This is a genomic window from Curtobacterium sp. C1, assembly GCF_021049325.1.
GTDB lineage: Bacteria > Actinomycetota > Actinomycetes > Actinomycetales > Microbacteriaceae > Curtobacterium > Curtobacterium citreum.
On the sequence record NZ_CP088076.1, the window covers coordinates 908,172 to 923,493 of the forward strand.

A 15,322-nucleotide genomic window follows, 5' to 3' on the forward strand; every position below is an offset into this window, starting at 1 on the left:
CGCCGCCACGCGCCTCCAGGCCGTCAGCCGGTCGGACCGTCAGCCGGTCGGGCCGTCAGCCGGTCTGTCCGTCAGGCGGTCGGTCGGGTCAGCCGTGTCGGCGCTCGGTGGAGGAGAGCAGCTGCTCGACCTCGCCGATCTCCATCGTGTCCGGCGAGACCGACTGGAGCGGTGCCGCGCTCGGCGTCTGCACCGCGTCGACCAGGCGGTGCATCATCGCGACCGCGTCGTCGACGACCTCGGTGCTCTTCGCCTGGACCCCGTGCAGCAGCCACTGCGCCGTCTCGAGCTCGTGGTACACCCGAGCGCGCTGCGCGAGCTGGCGGTCCCGACCGCCACCCGCTGCCTGGTAGGCGGCGAGCACGGTGTCGAACGCGTCCGCCCGTCCGGCGAGCACCCACGCGAGGTCCTTCGCCGGGTCGCCCAGCCGGAGCTCGCCCCAGTCGAGCACGCCCGTGACGGCATCGCCGTCGACGAGCAGGACACCGGTGCCGAGGGCGCCGTGCACGACGGTCGGTGTGAACTGCCACAGCTGCTGGTCGCGGGCCGCGCCCTCCCACCGCTCCTTGAGCGCCGCCGGGACGAGCTTCGTGGCGACTGCGCGGTCCATCACGGAGACGGCCGAGCGCAGGACCTCGAACGGGGTGAGCGACGGCAGACCCGCGTCGGTGACGAAGCTCGTGGGCAGCAGGTGCACCGCGGCGACGGCGCGACCGACCGAGGCGGCGAGCTCCGGGCGCTCGGTCAGGTCGCGGAGCGCGGGATGAGTCCCGGGCACGTACGAGGTGACGATCGCGCGGGTCGAGCCGATCGGCGCCTGGCCGCGGTACTCGGCGACGGCGAACGGCAGTCGCGTCCGGATGCCGGCGCTGAGTGCGCGGATCGCGACGAGGTCGGCGGACTGACGTGCCTCGGCCCGCTGGTTGCGCGGACGCCGGATCGCGGACAGGGTGCCGTCCGCCTCGCGCAGCACGGCGGACTCGAAGTCACCGGACGCGGCGGAACCGAGCGGTCGTGTGCCCGTCACGAGCAGGCCGGACACGGCCGTCGTCGCCAACGCGGCTAGAGTGAACTGGGATCCCGCCATGCCCCTCAGGGTAGGTCCGCGGTCGACGTGCGAGCGTGCGCCACGCTGGCCTGTGGAACCCCGGGGACGCTCCACAGGCTCCCGCCGAGAAGACCACGCCGACCCGAGGAGCAATCCGCCGTGACCGTCGAGTTCGCCGCCAGACTGCCGCTGTCCCGCAACGAACTCGACCGCGATGCGGAGTTCCGGACCACGCCCGACCTCGACCGCGTCCTGCGCGACGACCCGGCCACCCGCTGGCTGCCCGTGCACCGGGGCGAGCTCCTGCGCGAGACCGACGGTGCGCTGCGCTTCGTGCGGGCCGAGGCCGTGCCCGAGGACGCGGTGACGCTCTACCTGGGGCGGGCCGTCGCGGACGCCGCCGACGCCCCCGCGGGCACGCGCTTCGTCGCCGTGCTCGTCGACGACCGGACCGCGGCCGCGATCGAGCCGGACGACGACGCCTGGGTCAGCCTGCGCATGTTCGGCACCGAGCTGTCCGCCCGCGACCAGGGCCTCGCGGTCGAGGCGGTCGCGATGGCGAACTGGCACGCGGTGCACGGCTTCTCGCCGCGCACCGGCTCCGCGACCGAGGTCGTCACGGGGGGCTGGGTCCGCCGTGACCCCGAGGGGCACGAGCACTTCCCGCGCACCGATGCCGCGATCATCGTCGGGGTCACGGACGCGGACGACCGCATCCTGCTCGGCTCGAACGCCGCGTGGGACGCCGACCGCTACTCGCTGCTCGCCGGGTTCGTGGAGCCGGGGGAGTCGCTCGAGGACGCCGTCCGCCGTGAGGTCTGGGAGGAGTCCGGTGTCCGGGTCGAGGAGCCTGAGTACCTCGGTTCGCAGCCCTGGCCGTTCCCGGCGTCCCTGATGGTCGGGTTCCGTGCCCGGGCCGTGGACGGCGACCCGTCGACCGCGCGTCCGGACGGCGTCGAGATCCTGGACGTGCGGTGGTTCTCGCGCGACGACGTCCGGGAGCGTGCCGGGGACACCCTGCTGCTGCCGGGGCGGACGTCGATCGCCCGCGCCATCATCGAGGAGTGGTACGGCGAGCCGCTCGACCTGCCGTGAGCGGGGCACTTCGGTGACCGGCGGCCCGGCCGTGCGCGGGACTCCGTCGTGAGCGCCGACCCGCGCGTCGCCGTGGACGGGGTCCGACCCCCCTCGCCGGACGAGCTCCTCGCCGCCCTCGACACCGAGCAGCGGACCGTCGCCCGGACGCTCCTCGGCCCGGTCGCCGTCCTCGCGGGTGCCGGCACCGGGAAGACCCGCGCCATCACCCACCGGATCGCCTACGGCGTCGCCACCGGGACGTACTCGCCGAGCCACGTCCTCGCGCTGACCTTCACCACGCGTGCCGCCGGCGAGCTGCGGTCGCGGCTCCGTGCCCTCGGCGCCGGGGCGGTGCAGGCGCGGACGTTCCACGCCGCCGCGATGGCGCAGCTCAGCTACTTCTGGCCGGACACCATCGGCGGGCACGCACCCAGGATCGTCGAGTCCAAGGGACGGGTGATCGCGCACGCCGCCGACACCGTCGGCCTGCACGTGGACACCCCGGTGCTCCGCGACCTGGCCGCCGAGGTCGAGTGGCGCAAGGTCCAGATGCTGTCCTACGACGAGTACGAGGCCGCCGCCGCGGACCGCGTGATGCCCCGCGACACCACGCCCCGCCGGGTCGTCGACCTGATGCGCGCCTACGAACAACTCAAGGACGACCGCCGCCAGCTGGACTTCGAGGACGTCCTGCTCGCGACGCTCGGCATGGTCGAGTCCGAGCCGCGGGTGGCGTCGTACGTGCGGCAGCAGTACCGGTTCTTCGTCGTCGACGAGTACCAGGACGTCTCGCCCGTGCAGCACGACCTGCTCCGGGCGTGGCTCGGCGGCCGGGACGACGTCTGCGTGGTCGGTGACGCCAGCCAGACGATCTACTCCTTCGCGGGCGCGTCGAGTCGCTACCTGCTCGGCTTCGGCTCGGAGTTCCCACGGGGCTCGGTCGTGCGCCTCGAGCGGAACTACCGCTCGACGCCCGAGGTCGTCCAGGCGGCCAACACCCTGATGCGCGGGCAACCGGGTGCCCTGGACCTGGTCGCGCAGACCAACGTCTCCGGACCGGCACCGGAGGTGCTCGCGTGCGTGCACGACGGCGACGAGGCGCAGACCGTGGCCCGCCGCATCGCCGAGACGGTCGCGGCCGGCGCGTCCTTCGGGGACTGCGCCGTGCTCTACCGCGTCGGGGCGCAGGCCGCCGCGCTCGAGTCGGCGCTCGGCCGTGCCGGCATCCCGTACCGCGTGCAGGGCGGGGCACGGTTCTTCGACCGCCCGGAGGTCAAGCTCGCCGTGCACCACATGCGCGGCGAGGCCGTCCGCCGGACCGACGACGAGCTGACCCGTCGCGTGGGGCTCGTCCTGCAACTGAGCGGGTGGACGCCGACCGCGCCGGAGGGCTCCGGAGCCGTGCGCGACCAGTGGGAGGCGCTGCAGGCGATCATGACCCTGGCCGAGGAAGCGCCGGCCGGCACGACCATGCAGCAGTTCACCCAGGACCTGGTCGACCGCGCCGCGACCCACCACGAGCCCGAGCTCGACGCCGTCACCCTGGCGACCCTGCACTCGTCGAAGGGCTTGGAGTGGCCCCACGTCGTCGTGGTCGGCGCCGCCGAGGGGCTGCTGCCGATCTCGCACGCCACGACCGACGACGAGGTCGAGGAGGAGCGTCGGCTGTTCTACGTCGGTCTGACCCGCGCGCGCCGGTCCGTCACGGTGACGTGGTCCCGGCAGGGCTCCACGCGTGCCGGAGCCCGGGCGCCGAGTCGGTTCCTGGCAGCGCTCGACACGCGCAGCGAGGGTGCGGCGCCACCGGCTGCACGCTGACCGACAGGTCGTCCCGGTCGAACACCACCTGGTCCGCCCGGGGGTGCTGTGTCGCCGACGGCAGACGCTGCACGAGCATCCGCGTCGCCGCCGCGGCCACCGCCGCCGTGCGCCAGGGGGAGAGCGGCGCTGCCGGACGCCCCCAGACCTGGGCGGCCACGGCTGCCCAGGCTGGGTCGGCGTCGACGCGGGCGTACTCGACGCACTGCAGACACGGCCCGGTGCCGGGCACCACGAACGGCCCGAGCCGGACCCGTCCGTCGCCGACCACGAGCGCGAGGTGCGGCGTGCCCCGTCGGGTCCACGCCGCGCGGAGCGCCGGGTCGACGACGTGGTCGGCCACGACCAGGGCCAGCCGGGGCTCCGGCTCGGGGAGGGACACCGGCCCGCCGAGGGGCGCCGTGGTCCGGACGACGGTCACGCCCTCGCCGAGGAGCATCTCCGCGACGGTGTCGGCGAGCGGACCGGCGCCGTGCACCTCGACCCGGGCGAGGGGCTCCGGGAGCACGTCGACGACCGCTGGTGATGCCGTCCCGAGCACCCGCGCCGCGACCTCGGGTCGGCAGCCGACCGTCCGGGCGAGCGCGGCCAGGGCGTCACGCGCGGTCTCGCGGCGCAGCGCACACAGGAACCGTTCCTCGGCCGTGGTCGGCACGGGGACCACCGCGCGCGGCGGGTCGACCCCGAGCTGGACGGTCGCCGGGTCACGCCAGACGAACTCGAGGGTCGGGTCGATGCGGATGCCCATGCCCCGACGATGACGGACCCGCCACCCCGGTGGGGGCGACGGGTCCGATCTGTGGAGAAGTCGGGGTCAGCGGGACGGGGTGTCCCCGTCGGACGCCGGGGGCTCGTCGACCCCGCCCTGCTCGTCCTCGTGCGGGCGGTCGCCCGTCGAGTCCGCCAGCAGGTCGGCGAGGGCCTTGTCGAACGCGTCGTCCTCGGCCGAGCGACCCGGGTTCCGGAGCCGGAGCACGAACGCCTCCGGGTCGTCCACGTCCTCGGAGGTCGGGACGGCGTCGAAGTGCGCCCAGAGCGCGTCGCGGTCCTCGGCGCCGAGTTCCTCGGTCACGCGCTGCCACAGCGCCGCGGCCTCGCGCAGTCGGCGGGGGCGGAGCTCCAGGCCGACGAGCGTGGCGAACGCGGACTCCGCCGGGCCACCCGAGGCACGACGGCGGCGGACCATCTCGGCGATCGCGCCGGCGCGCGGCAGCCGGACGGTCGCGGCCGCGGTGACGGTGTCGACCCAGCCCTCGACGAGCGCGAGCATGGTCTCGAGCCGGGCGAGCGCCGCCTCTTGCTCGGGGGTGCGCGGCGGGATGAGGGCGCCGGACGCGAGCGCGTCGCGGAGCTGCTCCTGGTTCGTGGGGTCGATCTCGGACGCGAGTTCCTCGACGCGGTCGAACGGGATGTGGATGCCCCGCGCGTAGTCGGTGATCGAGGTGATGATGTGCAGCCGGAGCCAGCGGGCGGACCGGAACAGCCGCGCGTGGGCGAGCTCCCGCACCGCGAGGTAGATCCGGACCTCGTCCTCGGGGACGTCCAGGCCCTCGGCGAACTCGGCGACGTTCTGCGGCAGGAGCGCGGCGACCTGCTCGTCGAGGAGCGGCACGCCGACGTCGCCACCGGACACGACCTCCTTCGAGAGCTGCCCGACGACCTGCCCGAGCTGGATCGCGAACAGGGCCCCGCCCACGCCGCGCATCGCCTTCGAGACGTCGCCGAGCATCGCCTTGAGCTGCTCGGGTGCGCGCTGCTCGATGGCCTCGGTCAGGGCGTTCGCGATGCTCAGCGCGACCGGCTCGGCGATCTGCGCCCACACCGGGGTCGTCGCGGTCGCCCACTGCTCGCGCGTGAACGTGCTCGGCGTCGCCGTGAGCTCGGGGACCGAGGTCGCCTCGTCCAGCCACAGGGCCGCGACCTGGAACGCCTGGTCCGTCGCCTGCGCGGTGGCGGGGTCGACGGGGTGCTGGCCGTCGCGGGCGATGGCGGTCGCCCGCTCCGCCGCGACCGTGAAGTCGATGCCGTCGCCGCCGGACTGCGCCGCGCGCTGCAGCTGGCCCATCAGGTTCGCGACGAACGCCGGGTCGTTCGGCAGCCCCGCGGCGCCCGCGAGCTGCGACGGGTCGATCTGTCCCTCTCCGGAGAGCAGCTTGCGCAGCATCTCCTGGAAGTCGTCGTCCGGCCCCGGCTGCGGTTGATCAGGCATGCCGACTACGCTAACCGCTGCTCACGGGCACGCGCCTGGGATGCTCCCGTGGGGACGCCCGGACCGCTGCGCCCACGGCGAACAGCCCGCCAGCAGGCGGCCGCACCCTGTGGAAGGACGTCCGTGACCCTCTTCGCCCCCGCTCCCCGCCGTCGCTCGCGCGCCCGGACCGTCGGGTGGGCGTTCGTCATCGGGGCCGTGGTGCTCGGGCTCCTCGCGAGCTTCCTGCCGAGCCCGTACCTCATCGAGGTGCCCGGCCCGGTGTACAACACCATCGGCACCCAGCGACAGGGGAGCGGCAAGGACGCGAAGGACGTCGAGCTCATCCAGATCGACGGCGCGGAGACGTACCCGACGTCCGGTGCGCTCGACATGCTCACCGTCGGCATCCAGGGCGACGCCACGAACCGCCCGTCCTGGACGAGCGTCGTGCGCGCGCTGTTCTCGCGGTCCGAGGCGGTCATCCCGGCCAGCGCGATCTACCCGGAGGGCACGACCACCCAGCAGGTGAACGAGCAGGACGCCGCGGACATGCAGTCCTCGCAGCAGTCGGCGGTCGCCGCGGCGCTCATCCACCAGGGCGAGGAACTTCCGACCCGGCTCGAGGTCGGCTCCGTGCAGCCCGGGTCCGCGGCGGACGGCACCATCCGGAAGGGCGACGTCATCACGGCGTTCGACGGCGAGCAGCTCACCACGAACGTCGACGCCGGCACGCTGCGCGCCGCCGTGGCGAAGCACGGCACGTCGTCGCCCGCGACCGTGACGATCGAGCGGGACGGCGAGAGCCGCCAGGTCGAGGTCACCCCGCGCGACGAGCAGGGCACCGCGCTCCTCGGCGTCGGCGTGACCGAGCGTTACGACTTCCCGTTCCGGGTGAAGATCGCGCTGCAGGACGTCGGCGGGCCCTCGGCCGGCATGATGTTCGCGCTCGGGATCATCGACGAGCTCACCCCCGGCGAGCTGAACGGCGGGAAGCACGTCGCGGGCACCGGCACGATCACCGCGGACGGCGAGGTGGGCGCGATCGGCGGCATCCGCCAGAAGCTCTACGGCGCGAAGGACGCGGGGGCGACGGTCTTCCTCGCACCCGCCGACAACTGCGACGAGGTCGTCGGTCACGTCCCGGCCGGGCTCGACGTCTACAAGGTCGCGACGCTCGACCAGGCCGTCACGGACCTGCAGACCATCGCCTCCGGGAAGAGCACCGCCGGGCTCGCTCGCTGCGGCTCCTGAGAACGCTGCGACCCAGGCCGGCCGTGTGCGCACCGCGACGTGCGCGCACGTCGCGATCCGCGCCTCCAGGCCGTCTGCCGGGAGGCTCGGATCACCTTCCTGAGTACCCGTACAGTTTCACTGTCGGTGGCGACCAATAGGATCGACGCACTGACGGCCCGCCGCGCCGGGCCCGCCGGTCCGACACGTCTGGAGCACATCAAGTGACGACAACCTCGTCCACCTCGGGACCCTCTTCCTCCGGGCGGCGTTCGCCGCGGGTCCCGATCGTGGTCACGATCATCGTGCTGGCCGCACTGGTGATCGGCTTCTTCATCTTCGCCAGCCTGTACACCGACTACGCGTGGTTCTCGCAGCTCGGGTTCCAGCAGGTCCTCACCACCCGGTGGATCGCAGGCACCTCGATGTTCATCGCCGGCTTCCTGGGGATGGCCGTTCCGGTGTACGTGAGCATCGCGCTCGCATTCCGGTTCCGGCCGGTGTACGCGAAGCTCAACTCGCAGCTCGACCGCTACCAGCAGGTGATCGAGCCGCTGCGCCGTGCGGTCATGATCGGCATCCCGGTGGTCCTCGGCGTCTTCGCCGGGCTCTCCACAGCGGGCCGCTGGAGCATGGTGCTCGAGTACTTCAACCGGACGTCGTTCGGCAAGACCGATCCCCAGTTCGGCCTCGACATCGGCTTCTACGTGTTCGAGCTGCCCTTCTGGCGTGCGATCGTGGCGTACTCGTCGGCGGTCGTGCTCATCGCCGGGATCGCGGCGCTCGCCGCGTGCTACCTGTACGGAGCCCTCCGGTTCGGCGGGCGCGAGGTCCGCATCTCCCGCGCCGCGCGCATCCAGCTCGCCGTGACCGCGGCGGTCTACGTGGCGCTGCAGGGCGTCAGCCTGTGGCTCGACCAGTACGCGGCCCTGACCAAGGACAACCCGCTCATCACGGGTGCGCAGTACACCGACGTCAACGCCGTCATCCCCGGTCGCGAGATCATGGCGGGCATCGCCGCGATCGTCGCGGTCCTGTTCGTCGTCACGGCCGTCATCGGCCGCTGGCGCATCTCGATCGTCGGCACCGGGCTGCTGCTCGTCGCGGCGATCGTCATCGGCGGCATCTACCCGTGGGTGGTCCAGCGGCTGCAGGTGAAGCCCTCGGAGCGGACCTACGAGTCGGCGTACATCGAGCGGAACATCAAGGCGACGCGGGACGCCTACGACGTCGCCGACGTGCAGGAGCAGAACTACGACGCGACGACCGAGGCGAGCTCGGGCGCCCTCGCGCAGGACGCCCAGACGACGGCGAACATCCGTCTCATCGACCCGAAGATCGTGTCGGACACCTTCAGCCAGCTGCAGCAGTACCGGCAGTACTACCAGTTCCCGAAGGAGCTGGACGTCGACCGGTACGACGTCAAGGGCCAGACCGAGGACACCGTGATCGCGGTGCGCGACATCGACCTCGACGGCCTCAGCGCCCAGGCGAACACGCAGTACAACCGGACCTTCGTCTACACGCACGGCTTCGGCGTGACCGCGGCCTACGGCAACCAGCGCGCGAGCGACGGCAAGCCGGTGTTCCTCGAGTCGGGCATCCCGTCGAACGGCGCGCTCGGCGACTACCAGGAGCGCGTGTACTTCGGCGAGACCTCGCCGCCGTACTCGATCGTCGGCGGACCGAAGGGCTCGAAGAACATCGAGCTCGACTACCCGTCCGGCTCGGACGACGACAACGGCGGCAACGCGACCACCACCTACCAGGGCAACGGCGGTCCGAGCCTCGGCAACTTCTTCAACCGGCTCGTCTACGCGGCGAAGTTCCAGTCGGAGCAGATCCTGCTGTCGAACGCGGTCAACAAGGACTCGCAGATCCTGTACGACCGCGACCCGATCCAGCGCGTCCAGAAGGTCGCGCCGTACCTGACACTCGACAGCGACGCCTACCCGGCGGTCGTCGACCACCGCATCCAGTGGGTCGTCGACGGGTACACCACGAGCAATGCGTACCCGTACTCGCAGAGCCAGAGCCTGTCGGACAGCATCAACGGCACGGAGTCGTCGACGTTCCGCACCGACCAGGTGAACTACATCCGGAACTCGGTCAAGGCCACGGTCGACGCCTACACGGGCAAGGTCACGCTCTACGCCTGGGACACGCAGGACCCGGTGCTCAAGACCTGGCAGAAGATCTTCCCGACGTCGATGCAGCCGGAGTCGGAGATGAGCGCCGAACTGCTCGACCACGTGCGGTACCCGACCGACCTGTTCAAGGTCCAGCGGTCGATCCTCGGCACGTACCACGTGACGAACGCGAACTCGTTCTACTCGGGTGACGACGCGTGGAACACCCCGCAGGAACCGACCTCGGGCACGAACGACGCCGACACCGCGGACACGCAGACGACGACGAACGCGCTCGGGACGCAGACCACCGCGAACCGGTCCAACCTGCAGGACCCCTACTACCTGACCATGAAGGTGCCGGGGCAGGACACCGCGTACTCGCTGTACACGACGTACATCCCGCAGCAGTCGGCCGGAGCGAACAACCGCAACGTGCTGACCGGGTACCTGGCGGTGGACTCGGACGCCGGTGGCGCCGGCAAGGGCGAGAAGGCCAGGAACTACGGCAAGCTCACGCTCCTGACGATGCCGAAGACCGACAACATCCCGGGTCCGGCGCAGGTGCAGAACCTGTTCAACGGTGACACCACCGTGTCGCAGGAGCTGAACATCCTGAAGCGGGGCAACTCGACGGTGAAGCAGGGCAACCTGCTGACCCTGCCGGTCGGCGGTGGGTTCCTCTACGTGCAGCCCGTCTACGTCCAGTCGACGTCGAGCGGTTCCTACCCGCTGCTGCAGAAGGTCCTGGTGGCCTTCGGTGACAAGATCGCGTTCGAGGACACCCTCGACGAGGCGCTCAACAGCCTGTTCGGCGGCGACTCGGGTGCCACGGCGGGCGACCAGGGCGCCGCGAACGGATCCGGGTCGGGCGACAGCGGCTCGGGCGACACCGGCTCCGGGAACTCCGGGTCGAGCGGCTCGGGGTCGACCGACACGGGCTCCGGCGCGTCCGGCTCGACCGGGGGCTCCAGCTCCGGTGGTGCGACCGACAACGCCGCACTGCAGCAGGCCCTCGCCGACGCGAAGTCCGCGCTGCAGGATCGCCAGGACGCCTACGCGAAGAACGACCTGGTCGCTGCGGCCGAGGCCGACCAGCGCCTGCAGGAGGCCATCCAGGCCGCGACCGAGGCCGAGGGCGGGAACTGACACGCCGTGGCGGGGCACTCGATTTGTGCCCCGCCACGGGCGTGTGTAGGCTGTAAGACGTGCCGCGGGGTGGAGCAGTTCGGTAGCTCGCTGGGCTCATAACCCAGAGGTCGTAGGTTCAAATCCTGCCCCCGCAACCAAGCGTCACACGAAGGCCCCGGTCCAGTCGGACCGGGGCCTTCGCCGTTCCCGGTGTCCGCCGACGCCTTCCCTCGCTACGCTCGGCGGATGGGCACCCTGACGATCGCCGCCGCGCAGTTCGCGCCGGTCGACGACCCGACTGCCAACCTCGAGACCGTCCGTCGCGCAGCCGTCGACGCCGCCCGGCGCGGAGCGGACCTGCTCGTGACGCCGGAGTACACCTCGTACTTCACCGCGGACATCGACGACCGGTTCGTCGCCGCGGCGGAGCCCCTCGACGGGCCGTTCGTCACGGGGCTGGCCGACGTCGCGCGGGAGACCGGGATCGCGATCGTCGCCGGCGTCGCGGAGGTGGGCGAGGGGGAGCGGTTCCGCAACACCCTCGTCGCCGTGCTGCCCGACGGGTCGATCGGCGCGACGTACCGCAAGGTCCACCTGTACGACGCGTTCGGCTCGCGGGAGTCCGATCGCATCGAGCCCGGCGCGACCGACCAGCTGCCGGTCGTCACCGTCCAGGGCGTGCGGGTCGGCCTCGAGACCTGCTACGACCTGCGCTTCCCCGAGGTCACGCGTCGCCTCGCTGCGACCGAGGGCGGTGCGGCGGACGTCGTCCTCGTCCCGGCGGAGTGGGTGCGGGGTCCGGGCAAGGAACACCACTGGCGGACGCTCCTCACCGCCCGCGCGATCGAGAACACCGTGTGGGTCGTCGGTGTCGGGCAGACGCCGCCGGTGGGCATCGGTTCGTCCGTCGTGCTCGACCCCTCGGGCGTCGCGGTCGCGGCGGCAGGGGCGACACCCGGGCTGCTCGTGGCGACCGTCGACACCGCCGTGACCGACTCGGTGCGCGCAGTGAACCCGTCCCTGGGCCTGCGGCGGTACGACGTCGTACCGCGCGGCTGACGTCACCGAGCGACCGCAGCTCCCGCTCAGGACCGCGTGCGGAGCGCTCCGAGCCGGTCCACGGCGTCCTCGAGCACGCTCCGGCGCTTGCAGAACGCGAACCGGACGAGGGAGCGGTAGCCCGGCGCGTGCTCCGGCCGAACGAACGCCGACACCGGCACGCCGACCACACCCGCGAGCCGGGGGAGCTCGAGGCAGAGCGCCCGGGCGTCGTTGTACCCGAGCGGCGCAGCGTCCGCGATGACGAAGTACCCGCCGTCCGGGTGCAGGACGTCGAACCCCGCCTCCCGCAGCCCCGCGGCCAGGAGCGTGTGCTTCGCACCGAGCTCGGCGGCGATCCCGTGGAACACGGTGTCCGGCAGGCGGAGTCCCGCGGCGACGGCGGGCTGGAACGGGGCGCCGTTCACGAAGGTCAGGAACTGCTTCACCGCCAGGACCGCGTCCACCAGCGGCGCGGGAGCGGTGAGCCAGCCGATCTTCCAGCCCGTGGTGCTGAAGGTCTTGCCAGCGCTCGAGATCGAGATCGTCCGCTCCGCGGCACCGGGCAGCGTCGCGATCGGCACGTGCGGGACGTCGAAGGTCAGGTGCTCGTAGACCTCGTCCGTGACGACCAGGGCGTCGTAGCGCTCGGCGAGCTCGACCACTGTCTCGAGCACCGCGCGCGGCAGCACCCGTCCGGTGGGGTTGTGCGGGGTGTTCACGAGGACGACGCGGGTGCGGTCCGAGAACGCAGCGCGCAGGACGTCCTCGTCGGGCAGGAAGTCGGGGGCCGTGAGCGGCACGGTGACGTGCGTGCCGCCCGCGAGCCGCACCAGGGCGCCGTAGGCGTCGTAGAAGGGCTCGAAGGTGATCACCTCGTCGCCGGGCTCGACGAACGCGAGCAGGGTCGCCGCGAGGGCCTCGGTCGCGCCGGCGGTGACGAGGACCTCGCGATCCGGGTTGACCGACAGGCCGTACCAGTGCGCCTGGTGCTCCGCGATCGCCGCACGCAGCTCGGCGGTGCCGCGTCCCGGCGGGTACTGGTTCACGCCGGCACGGACGGCGGCGACGGCGGCGTCGAGCACCTCGGTCGGTCCGTCCTCGTCCGGGAAGCCCTGTCCGAGGTTGATCGCACCCGTCGCCGCGGCGAGGGCGCTCATCTCGGCGAAGACCGTCGGGGCGGGCGACCCGTCGGGCCCGAGGAGCATGGCTCCCTCGGCGGCGCGGAGCCACGGTCCGGTGCGGTGCATGTGCGTCCTCCCGATGCGCCGGACGCCCTCGGTGCGCCGGGTGCACCCAACCTAGTGCGCGCGCGGACCGGATCCCGGGAACGGCTGCCCAGCGCACGCATAGGATCGCCATAGGCCGCTCGCAGCCCCAGCAGGAGCACCGCTCAGGTGGGTCCGGAAGACTGCACGAGCTTGAAAGGAGCACGTCCAGCATGACCGACACCACGCCACACGGCCGCGGCGACGACGACCGTCCCGAGGACCTCCACCGTCAGGGCTCAGCAGAGGACGCCACCCACGGGACCGCCGACCACGGCGAGCCGGCGCGGGACGACTCCGGACAGCCGAGCGCAGCAACGGGCTCGCCCGACCACGACCACACCGACGTCATCGAACCCGGTGGTGCGAACGAGACCGACGTCCTGTCGACCTCCGGCGACCACCCGACGGACCGGTACACCGCGCCGTACCCGACGATCGCGGGCGATGCTGCCCCCACCTCCGGTGGGTACGGCTCGCACACGACGCCGTACGGCCAGCAGAGCCAGCAGGACCAGTACGGTCAGGCCCCGACGAGCCAGTACGGTCAGGCCCCGACGAGCCAGTACGGGCAGCAGAGCCAGCAGGACCAGTACGGTCAGGCCCCGACGAGCCAGTACGGGCAGCAGAGCCAGTACGGGCAGCAGAGCCAGTACGGCCAGCAGAGCCAGTACGGCCAGCAGGACCAGTACGGTCAGGCGCCCACGAGCCAGTACGGCCAGCAGAGCCAGTACGGCCAGCCGGACCAGTACGGCCAGGCCCCGACGAGCCAGTACGGCCAGCAGAGCCGGTACGGGCAGCAGCCGCGCTACGGCGAGTACGCCCAGGACAGGACGAACACCGCCGGTACCAGCGCCTACGGCTCCTCGCAGTACGCCTCCGCCGCCCAGCCCGGCTCCTCGCAGGCCCCGTCCTCGGCGACGAGCGCCTTCGGAGACGTCGACGGCTCGAACCAGCGCAACGGCCACTACTTCGGCGCGCCCCCGACGGCCGGCGACGGCACCGCGACGGCCACGAAGACGAAGGACGGGCGCAACAAGCTCGTGCTCCCGATCGTCGCCGGCCTGGTGCTCGCCGGGCTCGTCGGCGGCGGTGCGGGATGGGCCGCCGGGGCCTCGCAGGCCGGTGGTGGCACGGTCGTCGGGTCGAGCTCGTCGCAGAACGGCGGCAACCTCACGGTCAACGACTACAACAACGCCACGGTCGTCACGGCCGTCGCTGCCCAGGCCACGCCGTCGGTCGTCACGATCAACGTCTCCGCGGGCTCCGAGGGCGGCACCGGTTCCGGCGTCGTCTTCTCGAAGGACGGTTACATCGTCACGAACACCCACGTGGTGACGCTGGACGGCGACAGCGGCAACGGCACGATCACGGTGACGACCTCCGACGGCAAGATCTACCCGGCGAAGCTCGTCGGCACCGACCCGACCGTCGACCTCGCGGTGATCAAGATCGACGCGACCGACATGAAGCCGATCACGTTCGCGAACTCGTCCGACCTGAACGTCGGCGACACCGCGGTCGCGATCGGCGCACCGCTCGGCCTCTCGAACACGGTCACCGACGGCATCGTCTCGACGCTGAACCGCAGCATCCAGGTCACGTCGAGCGCACCGAGCCAGGGCGGCGACTCGAACGAGGGCGGCAACGGCAACGGCGGCCCGTTCGACTTCTGGGGCAACGGCGACAACGGCAGCAGTTCGTCGTCGAACACCACCGTCTCGCTCCCGGTCATCCAGACCGACGCGTCGATCAACCCGGGCAACTCGGGCGGTGCGCTGCTCGACTCGAAGGGCAAGCTCATCGGCATCAACGTCGCGATCGCCAGCGCCGGCAGCTCCTCGTCGTCCGAGGGACAGTCCGGCAGCATCGGCGTCGGCTTCTCGATCCCGTCGAACCTGGTGCAGCGCGTCGCGAACGAGATCAAGGACAACGGCTCCGCCACGCACGGTCTCCTCGGCGCGACGGTCGGTGACGCGGCGGAGGACGCCAGCGCCAAGCAGATGGGCGCCCTCATCAAGTCGGTCTCGTCCGGCGGCGCGGCGGCGAACGCCGGCCTGCAGAAGGGCGACGTGGTCACCAAGATCGGGTCCGCCACGGTCTCCGACGCGACCGACCTCACGGCGCAGGTGCGCTTCTTCGCCGGTGGCGCGAAGACGACGATCACCTACATCCGCGACGGTCAGACGCGTGAGACGGACGTGACGCTCGGCACCTACAAGGGCTGACGCAGGTCCAGGACGGACGGGAGGCACGGTGCCAGCTGGCACCGTGCCTCCCGTCCGTTCCGGTGTCGACCCGTGACGGCGCCGTGCCCGCAGGAGCAGGGAAGCGGCCCGGCACGTGCGCGGCCTGGCCGCTTGATAGGCTCGGGGTCGCTCTGCGGGGCGGG

Annotated in this window: 10 protein-coding genes and 1 tRNA gene; 7 read left to right on the forward strand and 4 right to left on the reverse strand. The window is 72.1% G+C overall.

All coding sequences use genetic code 11. From position 1 onward, the window contains the following. Nucleotides 1-88 precede the first annotated feature (88 nt). Nucleotides 89-1,087 carry a phosphotransferase gene (locus tag LQK89_RS04515; RefSeq protein WP_144802382.1) on the reverse strand — a complete coding sequence of 333 codons (999 nt, stop codon included), beginning with the start codon at nucleotides 1,085-1,087 and terminating at the stop codon, nucleotides 89-91. A 120-nt stretch (nucleotides 1,088-1,207) separates the two neighbouring features. Here LQK89_RS04515 and nudC point away from each other — a divergent pair, with 120 nt between their 5' ends. Next, the gene (nudC, locus tag LQK89_RS04520; RefSeq protein ID WP_231050325.1) at nucleotides 1,208-2,143 is read left to right on the forward strand and encodes an NAD(+) diphosphatase; all 936 of its coding nucleotides are present in this window, start codon (nucleotides 1,208-1,210) and stop codon (nucleotides 2,141-2,143) included. 48 nt (nucleotides 2,144-2,191) lie between these two features. Then, complete coding sequence (locus LQK89_RS04525) at nucleotides 2,192-3,943, forward strand: ATP-dependent helicase (RefSeq protein WP_231050326.1); 1,752 nt, start codon at nucleotides 2,192-2,194, stop codon at nucleotides 3,941-3,943. On the opposite strand, the gene LQK89_RS04530 is transcribed toward LQK89_RS04525, so the two are convergent. Together LQK89_RS04530 and LQK89_RS04535 are read right to left on the reverse strand one after the other, a co-directional pair. Continuing rightward, the gene (locus LQK89_RS04530) at nucleotides 3,828-4,691 is read right to left on the reverse strand and encodes a TOMM precursor leader peptide-binding protein (protein ID WP_083519883.1); all 864 of its coding nucleotides are present in this window, start codon (nucleotides 4,689-4,691) and stop codon (nucleotides 3,828-3,830) included. The two genes, LQK89_RS04525 and LQK89_RS04530, sit on opposite strands and share 116 nt — an antisense overlap. Before the next feature lie 66 nt (nucleotides 4,692-4,757). Continuing rightward, the gene (locus tag LQK89_RS04535; RefSeq protein WP_175326678.1) at nucleotides 4,758-6,152 is read right to left on the reverse strand and encodes a zinc-dependent metalloprotease; all 1,395 of its coding nucleotides are present in this window, start codon (nucleotides 6,150-6,152) and stop codon (nucleotides 4,758-4,760) included. 123 nt (nucleotides 6,153-6,275) lie between these two features. Between LQK89_RS04535 and LQK89_RS04540 the strand changes: the two genes are divergently transcribed. The 4 genes from LQK89_RS04540 to LQK89_RS04555 all read left to right on the forward strand — a co-directional run bounded on the left by LQK89_RS04540 (nucleotide 6,276) and on the right by LQK89_RS04555 (nucleotide 11,683). Next, a complete protein-coding gene (locus tag LQK89_RS04540; protein ID WP_231050327.1) occupies nucleotides 6,276-7,385 on the forward strand; it encodes a YlbL family protein in 1,110 nt (369 codons plus the stop codon). 269 nt (nucleotides 7,386-7,654) lie between these two features. After that, entirely contained in the window at nucleotides 7,655-10,642 is a 2,988-nt protein-coding gene (locus LQK89_RS04545) for a UPF0182 family membrane protein (protein WP_231050328.1), read from the forward strand. Between the two features lie 63 nt (nucleotides 10,643-10,705). Continuing rightward, a tRNA-Met gene (locus LQK89_RS04550) sits at nucleotides 10,706-10,782 on the forward strand. An 88-nt stretch (nucleotides 10,783-10,870) separates the two neighbouring features. Continuing rightward, nucleotides 10,871-11,683 carry a carbon-nitrogen hydrolase family protein gene (locus tag LQK89_RS04555; protein ID WP_231050329.1) on the forward strand — a complete coding sequence of 271 codons (813 nt, stop codon included), beginning with the start codon at nucleotides 10,871-10,873 and terminating at the stop codon, nucleotides 11,681-11,683. Between the two features lie 26 nt (nucleotides 11,684-11,709). Here the strand turns inward: LQK89_RS04555 and LQK89_RS04560 are convergent, their stop codons facing one another. Then, nucleotides 11,710-12,912: an aminotransferase class I/II-fold pyridoxal phosphate-dependent enzyme gene (locus LQK89_RS04560; RefSeq protein WP_231050330.1), complete on the reverse strand. Its 1,203-nt coding sequence runs from the start codon at nucleotides 12,910-12,912 to the stop codon at nucleotides 11,710-11,712. Between the two features lie 191 nt (nucleotides 12,913-13,103). Between LQK89_RS04560 and LQK89_RS04565 the strand changes: the two genes are divergently transcribed. Next, on the forward strand, nucleotides 13,104-15,158 hold the full coding sequence (locus LQK89_RS04565) for a S1C family serine protease (protein WP_231050331.1): 2,055 nt from the start codon (nucleotides 13,104-13,106) through the stop codon (nucleotides 15,156-15,158). Nucleotides 15,159-15,322 lie beyond the last annotated feature (164 nt).

What these genes read in the sequence shown, in the direction of transcription:
- LQK89_RS04530 (WP_083519883.1), bottom strand. Translation starts at nt 4,691, where the DNA reads ATGGGCATCCGCATCGACCCGACCCTCGAGTTCGTCTGGCGTGACCCG.
- LQK89_RS04560 (WP_231050330.1), bottom strand. Translation starts at nt 12,912, where the DNA reads ATGCACCGCACCGGACCGTGGCTCCGCGCCGCCGAGGGAGCCATGCTC.
- LQK89_RS04535 (WP_175326678.1), bottom strand. Translation starts at nt 6,152, where the DNA reads ATGCCTGATCAACCGCAGCCGGGGCCGGACGACGACTTCCAGGAGATG.
- LQK89_RS04515 (WP_144802382.1), bottom strand. Translation starts at nt 1,087, where the DNA reads ATGGCGGGATCCCAGTTCACTCTAGCCGCGTTGGCGACGACGGCCGTG.
- LQK89_RS04565 (WP_231050331.1), top strand. Translation starts at nt 13,104, where the DNA reads ATGACCGACACCACGCCACACGGCCGCGGCGACGACGACCGTCCCGAG.
- LQK89_RS04555 (WP_231050329.1), top strand. Translation starts at nt 10,871, where the DNA reads ATGGGCACCCTGACGATCGCCGCCGCGCAGTTCGCGCCGGTCGACGAC.